Genomic DNA, 15,392 nt, shown 5'->3' with positions numbered 1-15,392 from the left:
GGTGATGATCGGACTCGGCACCTACGCCTTCTTCTGGCAGCTCTCCGACCGCAATCCGCGGCCGATGACGCTGCCGGAGGCCTTCCAGGCCACCTGCGACCTCGGGGTCGGCCTGCACCAGATCTGCGACTACGCGCCGTTGGAGCAGATGGACGACGCCGAGCTCGCCGATTCCGCCGCCGCGGCGAAAGACCTGGGCCTGGTGATCGAGCTCGGCACCAAGGGAATCGAGCCCGGCCACCTGACCCGCTTCCTGGAGATCGCCGCCCGCTTCGACGCCACCCTGATCCGCAGCATGATCTACGGGCCCGACTCTCGCCCCAAGCTCGAGGAGGCCCACCAGTGGCTCACCAAGACGATGCCCGCCTTCGAGGCGGCAGGCGTCACCCTCGCCCTGGAGACCTACGAGCAACTACCCACCGCCGACCTGGTCACCCTCGTCGAGGACGTCGGCAGCGAGAACCTGGGCATCTGCCTGGACCCGGGCAATGTCGTCGCCCGGTTGGAGAACCCGCAAACCTGCGTGGAGCAGGTCGCCGATCTCACCTGTGCCGTGCACGTGAAGGACTACGCCTTCGCCCGCCAGCCCGGCTGGGTCGGCTTCACCTACAGCGGCGCCCCGATGGGCGCCGGTCTGCACGACTACCCGCACCTGCTGCGCACCGTCCGCCCGCGCGAACGGGGCATCAACGAGGTGGTCGAGCACTGGCTGCCCTGGCAAGACGACCCCGAGACCACCATCCGCACGGAACGGGAATGGACCCGTACCGCCGTCGACTATCTGAGGAGCACCACATGAGTGAGAAGACCTACACGATCGCCGTCATCGGCGCCGGCGGGAAGATGGGGATGCGCGTCTCCAACAACCTCGTGCGCACCGACCACACCGTACGCTACGTGGAGAACTCCGAGGGCGGACGCCAGCGCACGATCGAGGCCGGCCGGGAGCTGACCGACGCCGCCACTGCTGTCGCGGACGCGGACATCGTGGTGCTCGCGGTGCCGGACCTCGCGCTCGCCTCGGTGACCGCCGAACTGGTGCCGCAGATGCGCGCCGGCGCCGTGGTGCTCACCCTCGACCCGGCCGCCGCCTATGCCGGCCTGCTCGCCACCCGCGAGGACGTGATCCAGGCCGTGGCGCACCCGTGCCACCCCTCGGTCTTCCTGCAGCGCCAGACCCCCGAGGAGTGGGCCGACACGTTCGGCGGCATCGCCGCCCCGCAGGACGCGATCGCCGCCGTCGAGTCCGACGACGAGGCCGTGAAGATCCTCGTGGAGACCACGGTCCGCGCCATCTACGCCCCGGTGGTCGACGTGCACTGGGTCACCGTGAAGCAGCTCGCCCAGCTCGAGCCGACCCTGGTCGAGACGGTCGCCTGCATGATCGGTGAGCTGCTGAACGAGGCGCTGCAGGAGGCTGTGAACACGATGGGCGTGCCCGAGGCGGCCGCGCGCAGCATCCTCTACGGCCACACTCAGGTGGCGCTCGCGAACGGTCTGCGCGGGGACAACCCGTTCAGCGACGCCTGCCTGATCGCGATGGACTACGGGCGTGAGTCGATCATCAAGGAGGACTGGAAGAAGATCTTCCGCGACGACGAGCTCGACAAGAACCTCGCCCGCATGCTGCACCTCGACGCCATCGAGCGCTGATGTCCGAGGGGCCCGCCACCCCACCGCAGTGGTTCCCGCCGACCCGCTCCTTCACGAGCGGGCGGTGGGCCCTGCTCGTCCGCGATGGTGAGCTCGCCGAGATCGCCTTCGACGGGCAGGTCGTGCTGCGCGGTGTTCGCGCGATCGTGCGGGTGGCCGACTGGGTGACCGTGCCGTGGTCGGTGACCTCCGTCGAGACCACCGACGCTGCGGTGACGGTCCGCCTCGAGGCCACCGAGCCGCAGATCACCGGCACCCTGCGCGCCGAGATCGACGGCGACCGGCTCACCGCCACGGCCGAGCTGGAGCCCGCCGAGGAATTGTGGACCAACCGCGCCGGGCTGATCGTGCTCCATCCCCCGGCGCTGGCCGGAACGCCGCTGGTCGTACGCCACCCCGACGGCGGCCGCTCGCCTGCCGAGTTCCCCGAGGCTCCCGCTCCGCATCAGCCGGCGCGCGACATCGCCGGGCTCGCCTGGGATCAGGGCGGCCTCCGGGTGGAGCTGGGCCTGGAGGGCGACGTGTTCGAGATGGAGGACCAGCGCAACTGGACCGACGCGTCCTTCAAGACCTACAACCGCCCGCTCTCCCTGCCGTTCCCGTACCGGGTGGGCGCGGGGGAGCGCATCCGTCATGGCCTCACCATCACCGCATCACGCCCGACGGCGCAGCTCCCCTCTGGTGATGATGTGGCACCTGGGCGGGGCGCGAGTTCGCAGAAGACGGGTGGGCAGGGCCCACATGTCATCGACCTCGCTCCCGTCGGCCCGCTGCCCCAACTAGGCCTGGGCGCGGGTACCGCGCCCGACCCGGTCCCCGAACCGGCGGGCAGCAGCATCGACGCAGCGATGGGCGCAGCGACCGGTATGGCTGACGTGCCGCTGCTCGTCGAGCTCGACCTTCGGACGGCGACCTGGCAGGCCGCCCTGGAGCGCGCCGTCGGCACCGGGCATCCCCTCGACGTGCGCCTGGTGCTGGACCCTGCCGACGCTCAGAAGGTGCGTTCCGCCGTCAGTGGACTCGTCGGTCAGCGCGTGCTGCGGGTGGGTGCCTACGCCGGCGGGTCACCGCGGCACGTCTCCGATACCGCCACCATTGCCCTCCTACGGGAGGCGCTCGACGCCGCGGGCCTGGACGTGCCGGTAGTCGGCGGCGCCCGATCCCACTTCACCGAGCTGAACCGCGGGCTGGACCGGCTGCCGGCCGATCTCGACGGGCTGGCGGTTGCGATGTCGCCGCTGTTCCACGACCTCGGCACCCCGCAGCTGGTGGAGTCGGTCGCGATGCAACGGATCCTCGCCCGCCGCATGGTGGCGCTGGCCGGTGAACTGGCCGGCGGGGCGGGGGTGCACATCGGACCGGTCACGCTGCGCCCGCCGTTCAACGCCGTCGCCGAGCGCGACTACGCCGCGTACACCCGCTCCGACCTGACCGAGGGCTATGGGCCCGCGCTGGCCGACGCCACCGACCCGCGCCAGCGGGCGCCCGAGCTGGCAGCCTGGACGATCGCCAGCGTGGCGGCGCTCGCGGTGCCGGGGGTCACCTCGATCGGATACTTCGAGCAGTGGGGCCCGCGCGGCGTGGTGGCCGCCGATGGCGCGCCCTACCCCGTGGCGGCGGCGATCGAGGCGCTCCTCAGCCTCGACGCTCCCGGCCAGGGTGACCCTGCGGCCACGCACGGGAACAGATCAGCGGACGCTGCGCCGTCGGGGGCTGTGCAACTGCTGAGCGGCGACAGCCCGGACGGGCTGCTCTGGGCCGTGGGAAGCACGGATGGCGCGCAGACCACGTTACTGCTCGCCAACCTGCACCCGACCGAGCAGGAGGTGCGCGTGCACACGCCCGCCGGGACGGTTACCGAGTGCGTCGAGGCGGCGTCCTGGGTGAGGCGGACGATCTCCTAGTCGTGCCGGCTCACGTACGGCCAGTCGCTCGTGAGGTATGCCTCGACGGCGCGGTGCCTGAAGGTATAGGGCTTTCCGCGGGTGATGATCCCTCGGACGGTGTCGAGGCGCTGTGAGGTCGGGCCGGCATCGGTGTGCTTGGTGAGCCCGAGCTCCTTCGCGATTCGCGTGAGCGTGCGCTCCGGCGCCGGGAGCTCGGCCATCACTTGCACGAATTCCCGTTCTCGGGTCGGGAGCCGCTCGAGGATCCGCTCGACATGGGCCACCGCCTCCGGAGCGGCGACCTCCCAGCCTGCGAGGACCTGGTCTGCGGCGATGACGTCCGCAGTGCTCGCGTACCAGGCGCGTTCGCCGGCAAGTTGGAAGAGGAAGGGCTCTCCCTGGCAGAGCGTCACGATCAGGTCCGCGGCAGCCGGTTCCATCCGGATCCGTGCGACACCACCATCTCCGTCGGTGACCTCCCAGCCCTCGATGACGAACGGGCGCAGGGCAGCGGTGAGGTCGTCGTCGTCGATGGCCGCCAAGGTGGTCGTAGCAAAGCGCCGGGCGAACGTGGCTCCCTTGCGAGCCCCGGCCATGTCGGCAAACTCGGGCAGCCCGGTGAGGTACACCGCGATCGGCAACGTTCGCGTTGCGTGCAGACCGCCAGGGAGGGGGACCGCGACCTCGTGTGAGAGTGCGTCGCCGAGGGCGATCAGGAGCTGGGAGAGCACCTGCTCATCGGCGATGTTCTGCATCTCGTCGATGTGGATGAGTGCGATCCGGTGTTGGGCTATGGCGGCCTGACCGACCTCGATGAGAAGGTCGGTGAGTGCTGTGTAGGGCTCGGGGCCGTCCGCCTGACGTACCGACAGCGACACGCCGCTGACTGCCACCCTCTGCACGCGGGCCAGGAGATCACTGACGCGCCTCTCCGTCGAGGTGGCCAGGCCCGCCCGGTCGGCGAGCGCCAAGGCTGCCGTGGCGACCCGCTTGAGCGGGTCCGACCCGGACGGGATGCGCAACTGCGGGGTGACCCAGTCGCCGGCGTCGGCCGCATCGCGGGCGATCTTGCGCACGAGGGAGGACTTGCCGAGCCCTGCCTCGCCGAGGATGGTGCGCCCGCGTTCGGGCAAGCCGGCGTCGCGCCGGGGACGCACGATGTCGCGCCAGTCGCTCAGTTGGGCGGTCCGCCCGGCCCAGACCTGAGGGATGGTGTCCGAACCGGGGCTGAAGGGGTTGTTGGCTGCCGTACGCACGTTGATAACATTATCAGCGATGGTGTTCGGTTGATAATGTTATCGGCAAGGTTGCGCGACAGAGTGGTGGCGGCAGCCTCAGTGATCCACCCGGGTGGAGTCCTCGCAGCTCGGCAAGTACTCGAGCGCGGCCGTGGCATCCCCCTGCCGCAACGGATCGACGAGGTCGCCGAGGAAGTCGTTGTAGTCGGGAAACGACTGGACGTACTCGGTCTCGGTGAACGAGTGCAGCGTCCGGACGGCCTCGCTCACTGCCTCGGAGTCGCTCGCCTGGACGCCGGCGACTCCTGCGGACAGCCACGCACACTTCCAGTCGATCGCCATCAAGGAAGCGAACGCGCCATCCTGATATCTGTGCTCCTGCGGCTCGACAGCTCCCGAGTCCAACTGCTCCTGGCCGTCGCTTCCGGAGAGCCACGCGATCTGGGACTCGATGTCCTCAACCACGTGCACGGGGCCGAACTCGGCTCCCGGCGGCATGCTCAGCTCGTTCCGTGCGTCCGCGGTCTCCTCATCCACCTGCGCAGCGAGCTCGTCCCGGTTCTGTTCCAGCGCCGCGATGGCATCCGTGAGCGCTTGGCTGCGCGATGAGCTCTGTGCGGCGGCGGTCGAGGCTTCGGCGGTCGACTCTGTCCGTGCCGGCTCCTCGGCCTGCGCCAGGGTTGAGACGGCCAATCCCCCGCCCACGATCATGGCCGTCGCCCCGCCGATCACAGCGACGATCCCCACGCGTCGCACGCGCCACCACCCCGTCCGTTCCCTCATCGGCACGACAGTTCACACCGCCCCCAGTTCGCCTCGACTATACGAGGACAGAGCCCGACTGTCACCGGATCGCGGACGTCGTACTGGCCCGCACCACCAACCTCGGCTCGAACGTGCGGTGCACCTGCCCGGAGAACTCCCCGGCGATCGCCTGGAACAGCAGGTCGATCATGGTCGTCCCGAACTCTTCGTGCCGGCTGCGCACGCTGGTGAGCGGGATGAGGGAGGCCTCGGCGAACTCATTGTCGTCGTAGCCGACGATCGCGACGTCCTCGGGCACCCGCACACCGCCGTGCACCAACGCCTGCATCAGACCCAGTGCGACGAGGTCGTTCACGGCCAGGACGGCGTCCGGTCGCCGCTCGGGGGCACGTTCCAGGAGTGCACGGCCCACCTCCTGCCCGCTGTGGACGGTGCGGTCGGCGGTGTCGATGATCTCCAGGCCGGCTCCGCTTCCGCTGACGGCGGCGCTCGCCCCGGTGAGGCGGGCGGCGACCTGGGCGATGGTCAAGGGGCCGCCGACGAAGGCGAGGTTCCGCCGTCCGATATCGATCAGGTGGGCGGCGGCCTGCCGGCCGCCGGAGACATCGTCCACGGAGACGGACGGTTGCTCCGGATGGTGGGCCTGCTGGCCCACGAGTATCGACGGCGTCCCTCGCCTGCGTACCTGTGCCAACCGGTCTTCGATCGGCTCGTGCGAAGAGACGAGCAGTCCGAGCACGCGGTGCTCCTCGAAGACGGAGAGGTAGGCGTCCTCCCGGCGGCGGCTGCGGTGGGAGTCGGCGAAGAAGACTGAGACGTTGCGCGTGGAGGCGCCCTGCTCGACGCTCTCGGCGATCTCGGTGAAGTAGGGGTTGGAGATGTCGGGGGCGAGGTAGCCGATTACGCGGCTGGTGCCCGAACGCAGTTGCCGGCCGGCCTGGCTGGGCACGAAACCGAGAGTGTCGATGGCGGCGGCGATGCGGCCCGCGGTCTCGGGGGAGACGCGTTCGGGGTGGTTGAGGTAGTTCGAGACCGTTCCGATCCCGACACCGGCGTGGGTGGCGACATCGCGGATGCCGACCCGGCTCACGCCCTGTTCTCCATCCGTCTGAGCGTACTCAGCGCCAGTCGTGCTGGGCGGCGAAGCCGAGCTCGCGCTGGATCTTGCGGGTGGACATCAAGGACTCGTACTCGCCGAGGTCGCCAGCCACGGGGGTGCCGGGGAACCAGCGCTCGGCCACCTCGCGGGAGGGGGCCTGAGTGCCGGACTCGGGGTGGGCGACGTTGTATACGCGGAAGCCCGGGGCGGGTGCTTCGAGGGCGAGGCGGACAGCGAGGGCGCCGTCGCGGGAGTCGATCCAGGACCCGAGCAGGTCGCGCCGGTAGGTCGGCTCGCCGGCGCGTTCGAAGGTGGCGTACTCATCGGGTGCGACGACGTTGGTGAAGCGCAGGGCGGTGAGCGAGGCGCCCTCGGTCCAGCCGGTGAGCTGGGCCGCGATCGCCTCCTCGGCCACCTTGCCGAGGCCGTAGGTGTTGTGCGCTCGGGTGAAGGTCTCGTCCACCGGGAGCGATGGTGGGGCCTGCTCGAAGGGGAACCCCATGGCGGTGATGCTGGAGGCGAAGACGACGTTGCGGATGCCGGCGCGGTGCGCGGCGAAGAGGGTGTGGAAGGTGGCGCTGACGTTGGAGTCGAACGTGGCGGCGTCGGGCACGATGCCGTTGACCGGGATGGCGGCGAGGTGGACGAGCGCGTCGAGCCCGCCGTGGCGTGCGGTGACGCCAAGCAGGGCGTCGAGGGTCTGGCCGTAGTCGCCGAGGTCGACCTGGGTGAAGTCGAAGCCGACCGAGCCGTGTCGGTCGAAGCCGATCAGCTCGTGCCCGTGCTCGCGCAGGTGCGTCATGGTGGCGCTGCCGAGTTTGCCCGAGCTGCCGGTGACTCCGACGATCATCGTCGACACTCCTTCGTGGTGAGATAGCGGATTCGAGCCTAGTCGCGGACCAGCCGCTGGCGCAATTCATTCATCTGTGAATATGCTTGCACCTCTTGGGGAAGGAGCAGTGATGCCCTCACGATACGGTCCGCCGATCGATGTGCAGCTACGACAGCTGACGAAGGTAGCGGTGATGTACCACGAGCAAGGGGTGCGGCAGGCGCAGATCGCCGACGCCCTCGGGCTCTCGCAGGCGAAGGTCTCCCGGTTGCTCAAGCGCGCCGCGCAACTCGGGGTGGTGCGAACGACGGTGAGTATCGCGCCGGGGCTGCACACCGAGCTCGAGGGCGAGCTGGAGCGCGCGTTCGGGTTGGCGGAGGCCGTGATCGTTGACGTCGAGGACGACGCCGACGAGGCCGAGCAGATCGCTGCGATCGGGGGAGCAGGGGCGGCGTACCTGGAGACGGGATTCACCGGGGCTGATCGGGTGGGCATCGCCTCTTGGAGCCAGACGCTGCTCGCGACCGTGGACCGGATGCGCCCGGCCGTGAACCCGACAGTGAGTGAAGTGGTGCAGCTGCTTGGTGGGATCGGCGTGCCGGAGGTGCAGACGCAGGCGCAGCGGTTGGCGAGCGAGCTGGCGCGGATGCTCGGCGGGCAGGCGTACTACGTGCAGGCGCCGGGGGTGGTGGCTGATCGGGGTACCCGGGACAGCTTGCTGCGAGAGCCTGGACTTCAGGCGGTGATGGAACGCTGGCGCGAGCTGACGGCTGCGGTGGTGGGGATCGGCAGCATCGATCCGAGCGACCTGCTGGCCGAGAGCGGGAACGCGTTCGAGGCTGCGGATCGGGAAACGCTGCTCGCTGACGGTGCGGTGGGCGACATCTGTCACCGGGTGTTCCGGCTGGACGGGTCGGCGATCGAGGGGGATGTGGACGCGCGGACCATCTCGATACCGATCGATGACTTCCGGCGGATCCCGCGCCGGATCGGCATTGCTGGTGGTGAACGGAAGATCGGCCCCGTGCGGGGGGCGCTCGCGGGGGATGGGTGACGACGTTGATCACCGATGCGAAGACGGCGCGGGCGTTGTTGTAGAGGGGGGCTGGGCGACGGGAAGTGGGGCTGGTGGCGGGTTTACCGCGGTGAACCACTGGACGCCCCATCCCCGGTGAATCTCGCGGACGGGGCTTGCGGGACGACGGTGCCTGCGCACGGGCCGCGGCGCCGGGTCTGGTGCGCCAATCTCAGTGAGGGTTCGGCTTGCGGGACGGATCAGCGCACGTGGGGTTCGGGCCCGACCCATTCTGCCCGCAATGGGGCAGGTCAAGTTGTCACTGCTCCGTCCAGCAGTCCACTGCGCCCGCCGACACCGTGTGGATCCGTCCGATGGAAGCCCGTGGCGTTGGCGAATCCGCCACCAGGTAGGGAAATAGCCTGAGATCCGGCCATGAGCGGGCGCTCCGAGGTTCAGCGCGCGACAACTACATTAGCCGAACCGGAACCCGAAGATACCGCCCGTGTCGTATTCATCCGTGAGACGGGGCTCGATGATGCAGTCTGCGACGCCCGCACCGTGACGCTCGGCTTTGTCGAGATCGTCAGAGTTCATGGTGACGACGTACTGCAGATCCTCCTCAGAACAGACTTCGCGAGCGAGCGACAGCGCCTTAGCTACCTGCCGCTCATCCACCCCGTCAAACAGATGGCTGTCGTGTACCAAGAAGTCCGGACCCCGCCCGCCCCTGCGAGCGACTACTGCCGTCATCAGGTCGAAGCAGAACGTGACCATCTTTCCGACGCCTTGGCTGTCCTCACCACCGATATGAGGATCGATACGCAGACTGGTTTCGAGAGCGGTGATCTCGACCCATGCGTCCCGCTCGGCCCCGTACAAGGTTGTGGCGAACCTCTGGAACAGCGTGTTGATCTCGGTGACTGTCTCTTCCCGCTCGCCGAGGTCCCTGCTGATGGCCTGTTGGAGCTTTCCTCGTTCGAGCCGAATCTCAGCCTGCGTCGCCTCTAACTGCACCGCCGTGTCGAGTCGTGATTGCAGCGTCCCGAGTTCTGTCTGGGCAGCAGACATCTGCTGTTGAAGGGCGGTGAACGCCGCGAGTGCCCCTCCCTGCTCCAATGTCTGGAGCAACGCTGCATGTCGCTCTCCCAGGCTGTCGCGCGAACGCTGCCGCTCGTCGAGCCGACCGCGAGTCGCCTCAAGTTCGTCCTGCAGATAGGTGCGGCGGTTTGCGATAACCGAGTCATGGAAGACCCGCACATCGTCGTACGTGCGCAGCACGGCCCCTGGAAGTTCAACGCCGAGTTCGCGATAGATCCGCTCTACGTAGTTGACATCGGGCTCGTCCTCATCGCGGATCGCCGCCTCCAGATCGAGGATATTGCGACGATCCGCAGCGTCCGTGCTTCGCAGGGTCCGTATCTGCTCGTCGACCGCGTCTGCCTCTGCCTGTAGCCGCTCATACTCTGGCACGACTTGAAACGCCCCGACCTGCTCTTGCAGCGACCGGACCCGGGCTTTGGCCGCAGTCACTTGCCCACGCAGTTCGGAGACGGCACCGACGACCAACTTGAATCCGGGATCTTTGATGGCCTCTCGGAGCTTCTTGCGCACAGCTTCTCTGGCGGCAAGCGACTGGTAGCCCGCGGCGAGCCGCCAGTCAAGTCCGAGCAGGTAGGCGACGTTGGAAGATGCTTCGGTGACGGACTGCCGTGAGAAGGTTTGGACTGGGTCATCGAAGCCGTGCTGGGAGACGCGGCGCGCATAGAAGGACAGGAGCCCGCGGACGCTCACGCCGGGGTGCTCCTCGGGTAGTCCGAACAATGATGCGCCGATTGCGGCGAGCCACTCCGCAACCGGCACGTCCCGAGCGAAGGTCGGCAACGTCTCTACTCCGCCCGTGACGTCCGGGCTCACCCCCACCTTCGACCGGGACCGGGACTTGAGGGATCTTGCTGCCGTAGCGGGCTCCGTGAGTCCTGGCCAATCGAGGACCAGCGTGAATACGTCCTCCCGCAGCGCGCCGTTGGCCAGGACCGAGTCCGTCAGTCGCCCCATGCCAAGCACGTAATGCAATATCTCGACGAGCGACGACTTACCGGCACTGTTCCGGCTGTCCGTTGTCGTCGAGGTGGCGGTCTTGTCCGCGACGAGAATGTTCAGACCTAGGCCAAAGGCGACCGCTTTGAAACGATCGTCGCTCGATCGCACCTCCCTCAGCATTACTCGACACTCCGAACAATCAGCCCGGCCTCTAGCCGTATAGCGCCGAGCGCGTAAAGCGTGTCCAGGGCCAGCACGAACCAGGAGAACGAAACTGCAGCGTTGTGCCCATTGGAAGTCCGCCATCGCGCGAACCTTGACCACACCTGGCTCACCGTCATCGGCTCATCCAAGACTTGTGCAATCTGTGCGCCCACGGTCAGCAATGCCCGCTGGGGCGCGATCCCTTTGGTCGGCGTGATCATGACGCAACCTCGGTCGGTGCAACCCAGCCTTCCGGCGGGTTCTCGAATATGTCGCAGCGTTGGAAGAAGTATGCGAGCACCGCTGTTTGCGCCCGGTACAAAGGGCCGGATTGAACACGCGATCCGGCGAGGAACTCGCGCAACCGAAGCAGCGTGTCTTCTGGCTCAACGTCGGAGGAAGCTGCGTCCCGATACTCCAGGTTGAAACGAGCAGCGACTTCGTCGCGCTCGTTCACATCGATCCGACGTGCGTAGTAGTCATCGATCATCGGCGAGTGCCGCATGGCGTTGCGCAACTCGGCTTGGCTGTCCGGTGTAAGTGCGCTGAACTGAAGCTTGTCGATCGAGACAGCCTCAACCGGGACGGCTTGGTCGAGCATGATGCTGGCTACTGATAACTCGGCGAGCAGTTCCTCCATCTCAACAAGACCCACCGTGACCGTGTGCTGCAGCGGAATCTGACTGCCGAGAAGCGTCTCGACTTGATCGCGACTCAGACGCCCAATGATGTCCCGCAGGCGCCGAGCGCCCATCACCTCAAAGTGGATACCGTCGTGGGCGTCGCGGGCGCCGGCCAGAGCCGCCGATACCTCCGGATGGGTGCCTCGGGTGTCGTTGTGCACAAAGACGAAGGTGTCGAACTGGCCGGCGCGCTTCGTGAGCGCACCGGCGAGATCGCCATTAAATTTGCTGACCGTCTTTGAGGCGTCCGGCGTCTCCGGCGCGTAGCAGGCGTAGAGACGGCGGTCATGAAGGCTCAACCCGTCACTTGACAGGTCACCCAGATTGCCGTGTGTCCGAACATCGACGAACGAGGGGTCCGAGCATGTCATCAGGTCCTGGAAAAAGTCCTGGAACGCGTCACCCGTCAACGAGTGCAACTTCATCCAGAGAACGGGGCGCATAGACAACCGCTCGTAGAAGTCCACGGCACCCCTCTTCGACTCGACGGCCTTGCTGGGACAGGCTATCGGACCCGTGCTACGCGTGAGCCCAAGATCGAAGACCGCCCCCTTGGTGAGATCAACGCGGACAACCCGCACGCCGCCTCTACGTTGCGCCGGGCGTATATCGAGTAGTGCGCTGCCGCGCTGTACCTGCCGATCACCCGGGCAGGGCCGAGCGACTCTGGATCGACCTTGAAGGCCGCGGCGTCCCGATCGGTCGCATCACGAGCGACGCCGACAGGAGCGGTCTCTTCACGTACATCAGCCGCTCTATCACCAGCCAAGCATGTACGTACGCGAGCTCGAGCAGTCACTTCGCGGGGATGAGGATGGCGGAGGGGAACTGTCCACGTTCCAGGCTGTACTTCGCTTCAAGCGTGGCGGAGAGAAGGTGATGGCCTACGCCTGGCTGATCGAGTTCGCCGACCTCACTCACGTATTCCTGTTCGAGTACGCGGAGCCGAAGGGAGCGAGCCGTCGTAGGCCGAGCAGACCTGGAGCCCGCTCGGGCGAGAGTCCGTAGTCCGTCGGCGTCGATCCCGGACCGAGCCGGGTGCTCGAGCGCAAGCCTTGCCTTCAACATCGAACAGATCTGCGGCAGGCTCGCCGCCATACTGCGAGCCCTCGCAGCGAACGGCCGAGCCGCACGAGTGGGCCACGCAGCACGACAACACCCAGCTAGCCAGCGCGCATGCAATATCCACAGGCTGCATTCCGCCGCCTTCGCCTCGGGACCAACGTGCGACCATTCGCTGCTCTACCGACCGTCCGCCGACAGATAGCGAAACGCCTTCGCCAACTTGCTCGCAGTGTGTCCTCTACGATAGCTCCGTCCAAGATTTCTGGTGCGAGACCTCCGAGGAAGACGAGGATCCCGATGGCGACCTTCATACGAGGAGCGCGGTGGGCCCTCGCGGGGCTGCTTCTGCTGCTCGGCCTGACAGCCTTTCAACTTGGCTGGGCAGAGAGTTGCACGACGACCATCACTGAGAACTCGAGCGGAAGGGAAGTAGCGACCGTGTGCGCGCCTGTGGCTCTCAACTCCGGCATGGTGCTGGCGGGAGTGCTCCTCTTCCTTATCCTTGTCTGGCCGGACTTGGCGGAAGTCGGGGCGTTCGGAGTTTCGATGAAGCGCAGAGTCGCAGTCGCAGAGGAAAAGGCAGCGTCTGCGGTAACCGAGGTCGCCTCTCTGGGCAACCGGATCGAACTTCAGAACCTGCGGCTCGACAACGCCGTATCCACCGCCTCGACTGCAAGCGCCTCGGCGACCGTGCCGATAATGATTGGGGACCGTGAACTGAGCAAGGCCGTGCAGGGGCTCGAGGCGAAGATCGATGCCTTCGCCGACGGACGCAGCTTCGTACCCGACGCGATCAGTGAACCAACCGAGGCGCAAAACGCATTGCGTGTGGAATTGCTTGAAAATGCCGAATGGCTTCGGGACGGTTTCCCCTTCGTGAACAGGGGCCGATACCTCCAGCCCGACCCGCGTAGGGTGGTGGATGCTGATGAGAAGGGGCGCGTCGGGCGCTTTCTGAATATCTTCGCTGAAGAGATGGAGATCGTACGAGCCGCCAGGAACGCCGTGGCTCACGCGCAGCCGCTGTCCGACGATGAGTTGCAAAAAGCCGTGGACATCTCAAGGCGCCTTCGCGACATTGCACAGCAGACGCCGGTCGAGTGACCGAAGCGGACTACCGCAACTGGTCGCGGCCGCTCGAAGGTCGAACTAGGTTCCTTTGACGACCCGTGTGCGGGCGCGGGCTGCGCGTCCGGATGGCGTGCGGGAGTTTGGATATTCTCTGAGGGTAATTAGCAAGCACACTCTCGTAGAGGCCGGATTCCTGGAGTTGGCCCAGTCCACGGCCCGAACGACGCCGGAAGGTAGTGCCATCACAGCCGGGCTGGGCGCTGTGCAGCATCGCGTCCACCACGCTCCGCGGGTCCTCGGCGTGTTTGTGGCCACGCTTGCCCAGCGAGTTTAACGCCGGCCACAGCAGGTCCCACTGGTCATCGGTGAGGTCACTTGGGTACGACACGCCCCCACGGTGCCCGCTGGCACCGCGCGTGCAAGAGACTCACACAGGTAAGCGCGCAGCCATCATTGCTCTGGGAGCCAACACGGCTGCACGTTGTCTGCCCCGAGACGGGTTCTTTCGCCGCCAATGACATTCGACCCGGGGCCGAGATCCCGCTTGCCGCTCGGGGATCGGCTGCGGCGATAGCACCGTGCCCGCCGTGTCGATGGTCTGTTGCATGACCACCGCACAGTCACGGTCGGAGCCCGTCACTTCCCGCGACTACGCCCGCAGCGCTGCCGCAGGGCTGAGCCGCGCGGAGCGGAGCGCTGGGTATAGCCCGGCGAGTGCGCCGATTGCGAGCCCGCCGAGCGATGGCGCCGCCCAGACCCAGCTTGGGAGTACGGGGGTCCAATTGTTGAACCAGGAGACGCCGATCAGCGTCCCGACTCCGAGGAGCAGGCCGAGCAGTGCTCCGAGCAGCCCGATGAGGCATCCTTCGATGAGGATGTGCTCGACGATGTGCCCGCGACGGGCGCCGAGTGCGCGGCGTAGTCCGATCTCGGAGGTGCGTTCGTTGACGGAGGTGATCATGGCGTTCATGATTCCGACGCCGCCGATCACGATTGCCACGCCGGCTCCGCCGTAGGTCATGGTGTTCAGTGATTCTTGGACGCCTTCGCGGATTCCGCCCGGCTCGGGCGGGAAGGAGACGCCTACCGCCGTGGGGTCGTGTGCGCGGATCGCGTAGGGCACGGCCTGCGCCACTGATGCCGCTGCGCCCAGTTCGACGCGCACGAGGATCTTTTGTTCCAAGGGCTGTGGCACCGCGATGAGGTCCAGTTGCCGGGGGTCCATGATGATCGCGTTGTTGAGCTGGGGTTCCGATCCGTGGTCGGCGAGTACCCCGGCCACGGAGACCCGCACGCCGTTGACGATGACGGCCTGCCCAGGCGCCAGTTGTGTGATGTTCAGTGTCGCGGCGACTCTGGCGCCTAGCACGGCTACCGGCTCTGTTGTCACCGCTGTGGCTTCGTCGTAGGGTCTGCCGAACGCGAACCGCGATCCGCTGGCCTGGAGTCCGCCCGGGGTCACTGCCATCACGATGGTCCCTCGGCTTGCCTCGGCATCGTTGGCCGCGGCCTGGACAGCCCCTGCCTCCCCCAGGAGCCCGCCGCTCTCCACGCCGCCCAGCGCGTCGAGCTGCGCGTCGATCGCGTCGACGTCGGTGAGTGGTTCGTCGTAGATGGTGCGGGTATCGCTCACCGTGACGCGTGTGGCCTGAAGCTGATCGAAAGTGGCGTTCACCACCGAGTTCAGCGTGGCCGCCATCCCGATGGTGGCCACGAACACCGCCACACCCAGGGCCACGCCCAGGGCTGTCAATAAGGACCGCATTGGCCGGCGCAGCGTCGCCAGGCCAGCTTGGGTCCAGATCTGCCGATGCATGGCGGCGATCTTCATCCTTGAC

14 protein-coding genes are annotated in these 15,392 nt (G+C 67.2%); 6 read left to right on the top strand and 8 right to left on the bottom strand.

Annotation, left to right across the window (positions count from 1 at the left end; genetic code table 11):
- Window positions 1-4: 4 nt before the first annotated feature.
- From BLU77_RS12720 to BLU77_RS12710, 3 genes are read left to right on the top strand one after another with little or no spacing between them, the layout of a single operon-like run.
- Complete coding sequence (locus BLU77_RS12720) at window positions 5-799, top strand: sugar phosphate isomerase/epimerase family protein (RefSeq protein WP_089773505.1); 795 nt, start codon at window positions 5-7, stop codon at window positions 797-799.
- Complete coding sequence (locus BLU77_RS12715) at window positions 796-1,653, top strand: phosphogluconate dehydrogenase C-terminal domain-containing protein (protein ID WP_089773504.1); 858 nt, start codon at window positions 796-798, stop codon at window positions 1,651-1,653. The genes BLU77_RS12720 and BLU77_RS12715 overlap by 4 nt, the downstream gene beginning before the upstream one ends.
- Window positions 1,653-3,557, top strand: coding sequence for a D-apionate lactonase family protein (locus tag BLU77_RS12710; RefSeq protein ID WP_089773503.1), 1,905 nt, complete (start codon window positions 1,653-1,655; stop codon window positions 3,555-3,557). Before BLU77_RS12715 ends, BLU77_RS12710 begins: the two co-directional genes overlap by 1 nt.
- Here BLU77_RS12710 and BLU77_RS12705 read toward each other — a convergent pair.
- From BLU77_RS12705 to BLU77_RS12690, 4 genes are all read right to left on the bottom strand, one after another.
- Window positions 3,554-4,795 (bottom strand): ATP-binding protein, encoded by a 1,242-nt coding sequence (locus BLU77_RS12705; protein ID WP_089773502.1) that lies wholly within the window; start codon window positions 4,793-4,795, stop codon window positions 3,554-3,556. The two genes, BLU77_RS12710 and BLU77_RS12705, sit on opposite strands and share 4 nt — an antisense overlap.
- A 78-nt stretch (window positions 4,796-4,873) precedes the next feature.
- Complete coding sequence (locus BLU77_RS12700) at window positions 4,874-5,560, bottom strand: hypothetical protein (RefSeq protein ID WP_139177761.1); 687 nt, start codon at window positions 5,558-5,560, stop codon at window positions 4,874-4,876.
- 61 nt (window positions 5,561-5,621) lie between these two features.
- On the bottom strand, window positions 5,622-6,632 hold the full coding sequence (locus tag BLU77_RS12695; RefSeq protein ID WP_089773500.1) for a LacI family DNA-binding transcriptional regulator: 1,011 nt from the start codon (window positions 6,630-6,632) through the stop codon (window positions 5,622-5,624).
- A 28-nt stretch (window positions 6,633-6,660) separates the two neighbouring features.
- Entirely contained in the window at window positions 6,661-7,491 is an 831-nt protein-coding gene (locus BLU77_RS12690; protein ID WP_089773499.1) for an NAD-dependent epimerase/dehydratase family protein, read from the bottom strand.
- 112 nt (window positions 7,492-7,603) lie between these two features.
- Here BLU77_RS12690 and BLU77_RS12685 point away from each other — a divergent pair, with 112 nt between their 5' ends.
- On the top strand, window positions 7,604-8,527 hold the full coding sequence (locus BLU77_RS12685) for a sugar-binding transcriptional regulator (protein WP_245708843.1): 924 nt from the start codon (window positions 7,604-7,606) through the stop codon (window positions 8,525-8,527).
- 435 nt (window positions 8,528-8,962) lie between these two features.
- Here BLU77_RS12685 and BLU77_RS12680 read toward each other — a convergent pair whose 3' ends face one another.
- The 3 genes from BLU77_RS12680 to BLU77_RS12670 are packed head-to-tail and all read right to left on the bottom strand — an operon-like array spanning window position 8,963 to window position 11,885.
- The gene (locus BLU77_RS12680) at window positions 8,963-10,699 is read right to left on the bottom strand and encodes an ABC-three component system protein (RefSeq protein ID WP_245708842.1); all 1,737 of its coding nucleotides are present in this window, start codon (window positions 10,697-10,699) and stop codon (window positions 8,963-8,965) included.
- A gap of 11 nt (window positions 10,700-10,710) precedes the next feature.
- Entirely contained in the window at window positions 10,711-10,956 is a 246-nt protein-coding gene (locus BLU77_RS12675) for an ABC-three component system middle component 6 (RefSeq protein ID WP_089773497.1), read from the bottom strand.
- Window positions 10,953-11,885: an ABC-three component system protein gene (locus tag BLU77_RS12670; RefSeq protein WP_089775728.1), complete on the bottom strand. Its 933-nt coding sequence runs from the start codon at window positions 11,883-11,885 to the stop codon at window positions 10,953-10,955. The genes BLU77_RS12675 and BLU77_RS12670 overlap by 4 nt, the downstream gene beginning before the upstream one ends.
- Window positions 11,886-12,189: 304 nt before the next feature.
- On the opposite strand from BLU77_RS12670, the gene BLU77_RS12665 reads away from it, so the two are divergent.
- Entirely contained in the window at window positions 12,190-12,426 is a 237-nt protein-coding gene (locus tag BLU77_RS12665) for a hypothetical protein (protein ID WP_089773496.1), read from the top strand.
- A 354-nt stretch (window positions 12,427-12,780) separates the two neighbouring features.
- The gene (locus BLU77_RS12660; protein WP_089773495.1) at window positions 12,781-13,587 is read left to right on the top strand and encodes a hypothetical protein; all 807 of its coding nucleotides are present in this window, start codon (window positions 12,781-12,783) and stop codon (window positions 13,585-13,587) included.
- 616 nt (window positions 13,588-14,203) lie between these two features.
- On the opposite strand, the gene BLU77_RS12655 is transcribed toward BLU77_RS12660, so the two are convergent.
- On the bottom strand, window positions 14,204-15,385 hold the full coding sequence (locus BLU77_RS12655; protein WP_175477089.1) for an ABC transporter permease: 1,182 nt from the start codon (window positions 15,383-15,385) through the stop codon (window positions 14,204-14,206).
- Between the last annotated feature and the right edge of the window lie 7 nt (window positions 15,386-15,392).

This window comes from Ruania alba, assembly GCF_900105765.1.
Taxonomy (GTDB): Bacteria; Actinomycetota; Actinomycetes; order Actinomycetales; family Beutenbergiaceae; genus Ruania; species Ruania alba.
Note: the sequence above shows the minus strand (reverse complement) of the source record. Positions and strands in the feature narration are given on the sequence as shown.

Bases quoted from the DNA above. Each gene is read 5' to 3' on its own strand.
- BLU77_RS12720 (WP_089773505.1), top strand. From the start codon at position 5: ATGATCGGACTCGGCACCTACGCCTTCTTCTGGCAGCTCTCCGACCGC.
- BLU77_RS12690 (WP_089773499.1), bottom strand. From the start codon at position 7,491: ATGATCGTCGGAGTCACCGGCAGCTCGGGCAAACTCGGCAGCGCCACC.
- BLU77_RS12710 (WP_089773503.1), top strand. From the start codon at position 1,653: ATGTCCGAGGGGCCCGCCACCCCACCGCAGTGGTTCCCGCCGACCCGC.
- BLU77_RS12655 (WP_175477089.1), bottom strand. From the start codon at position 15,385: ATGAAGATCGCCGCCATGCATCGGCAGATCTGGACCCAAGCTGGCCTG.
- BLU77_RS12665 (WP_089773496.1), top strand. From the start codon at position 12,190: ATGTACGTACGCGAGCTCGAGCAGTCACTTCGCGGGGATGAGGATGGC.
- BLU77_RS12675 (WP_089773497.1), bottom strand. From the start codon at position 10,956: ATGATCACGCCGACCAAAGGGATCGCGCCCCAGCGGGCATTGCTGACC.
- BLU77_RS12700 (WP_139177761.1), bottom strand. From the start codon at position 5,560: ATGAGGGAACGGACGGGGTGGTGGCGCGTGCGACGCGTGGGGATCGTC.
- BLU77_RS12685 (WP_245708843.1), top strand. From the start codon at position 7,604: ATGCCCTCACGATACGGTCCGCCGATCGATGTGCAGCTACGACAGCTG.
- BLU77_RS12660 (WP_089773495.1), top strand. From the start codon at position 12,781: ATGGCGACCTTCATACGAGGAGCGCGGTGGGCCCTCGCGGGGCTGCTT.
- BLU77_RS12715 (WP_089773504.1), top strand. From the start codon at position 796: ATGAGTGAGAAGACCTACACGATCGCCGTCATCGGCGCCGGCGGGAAG.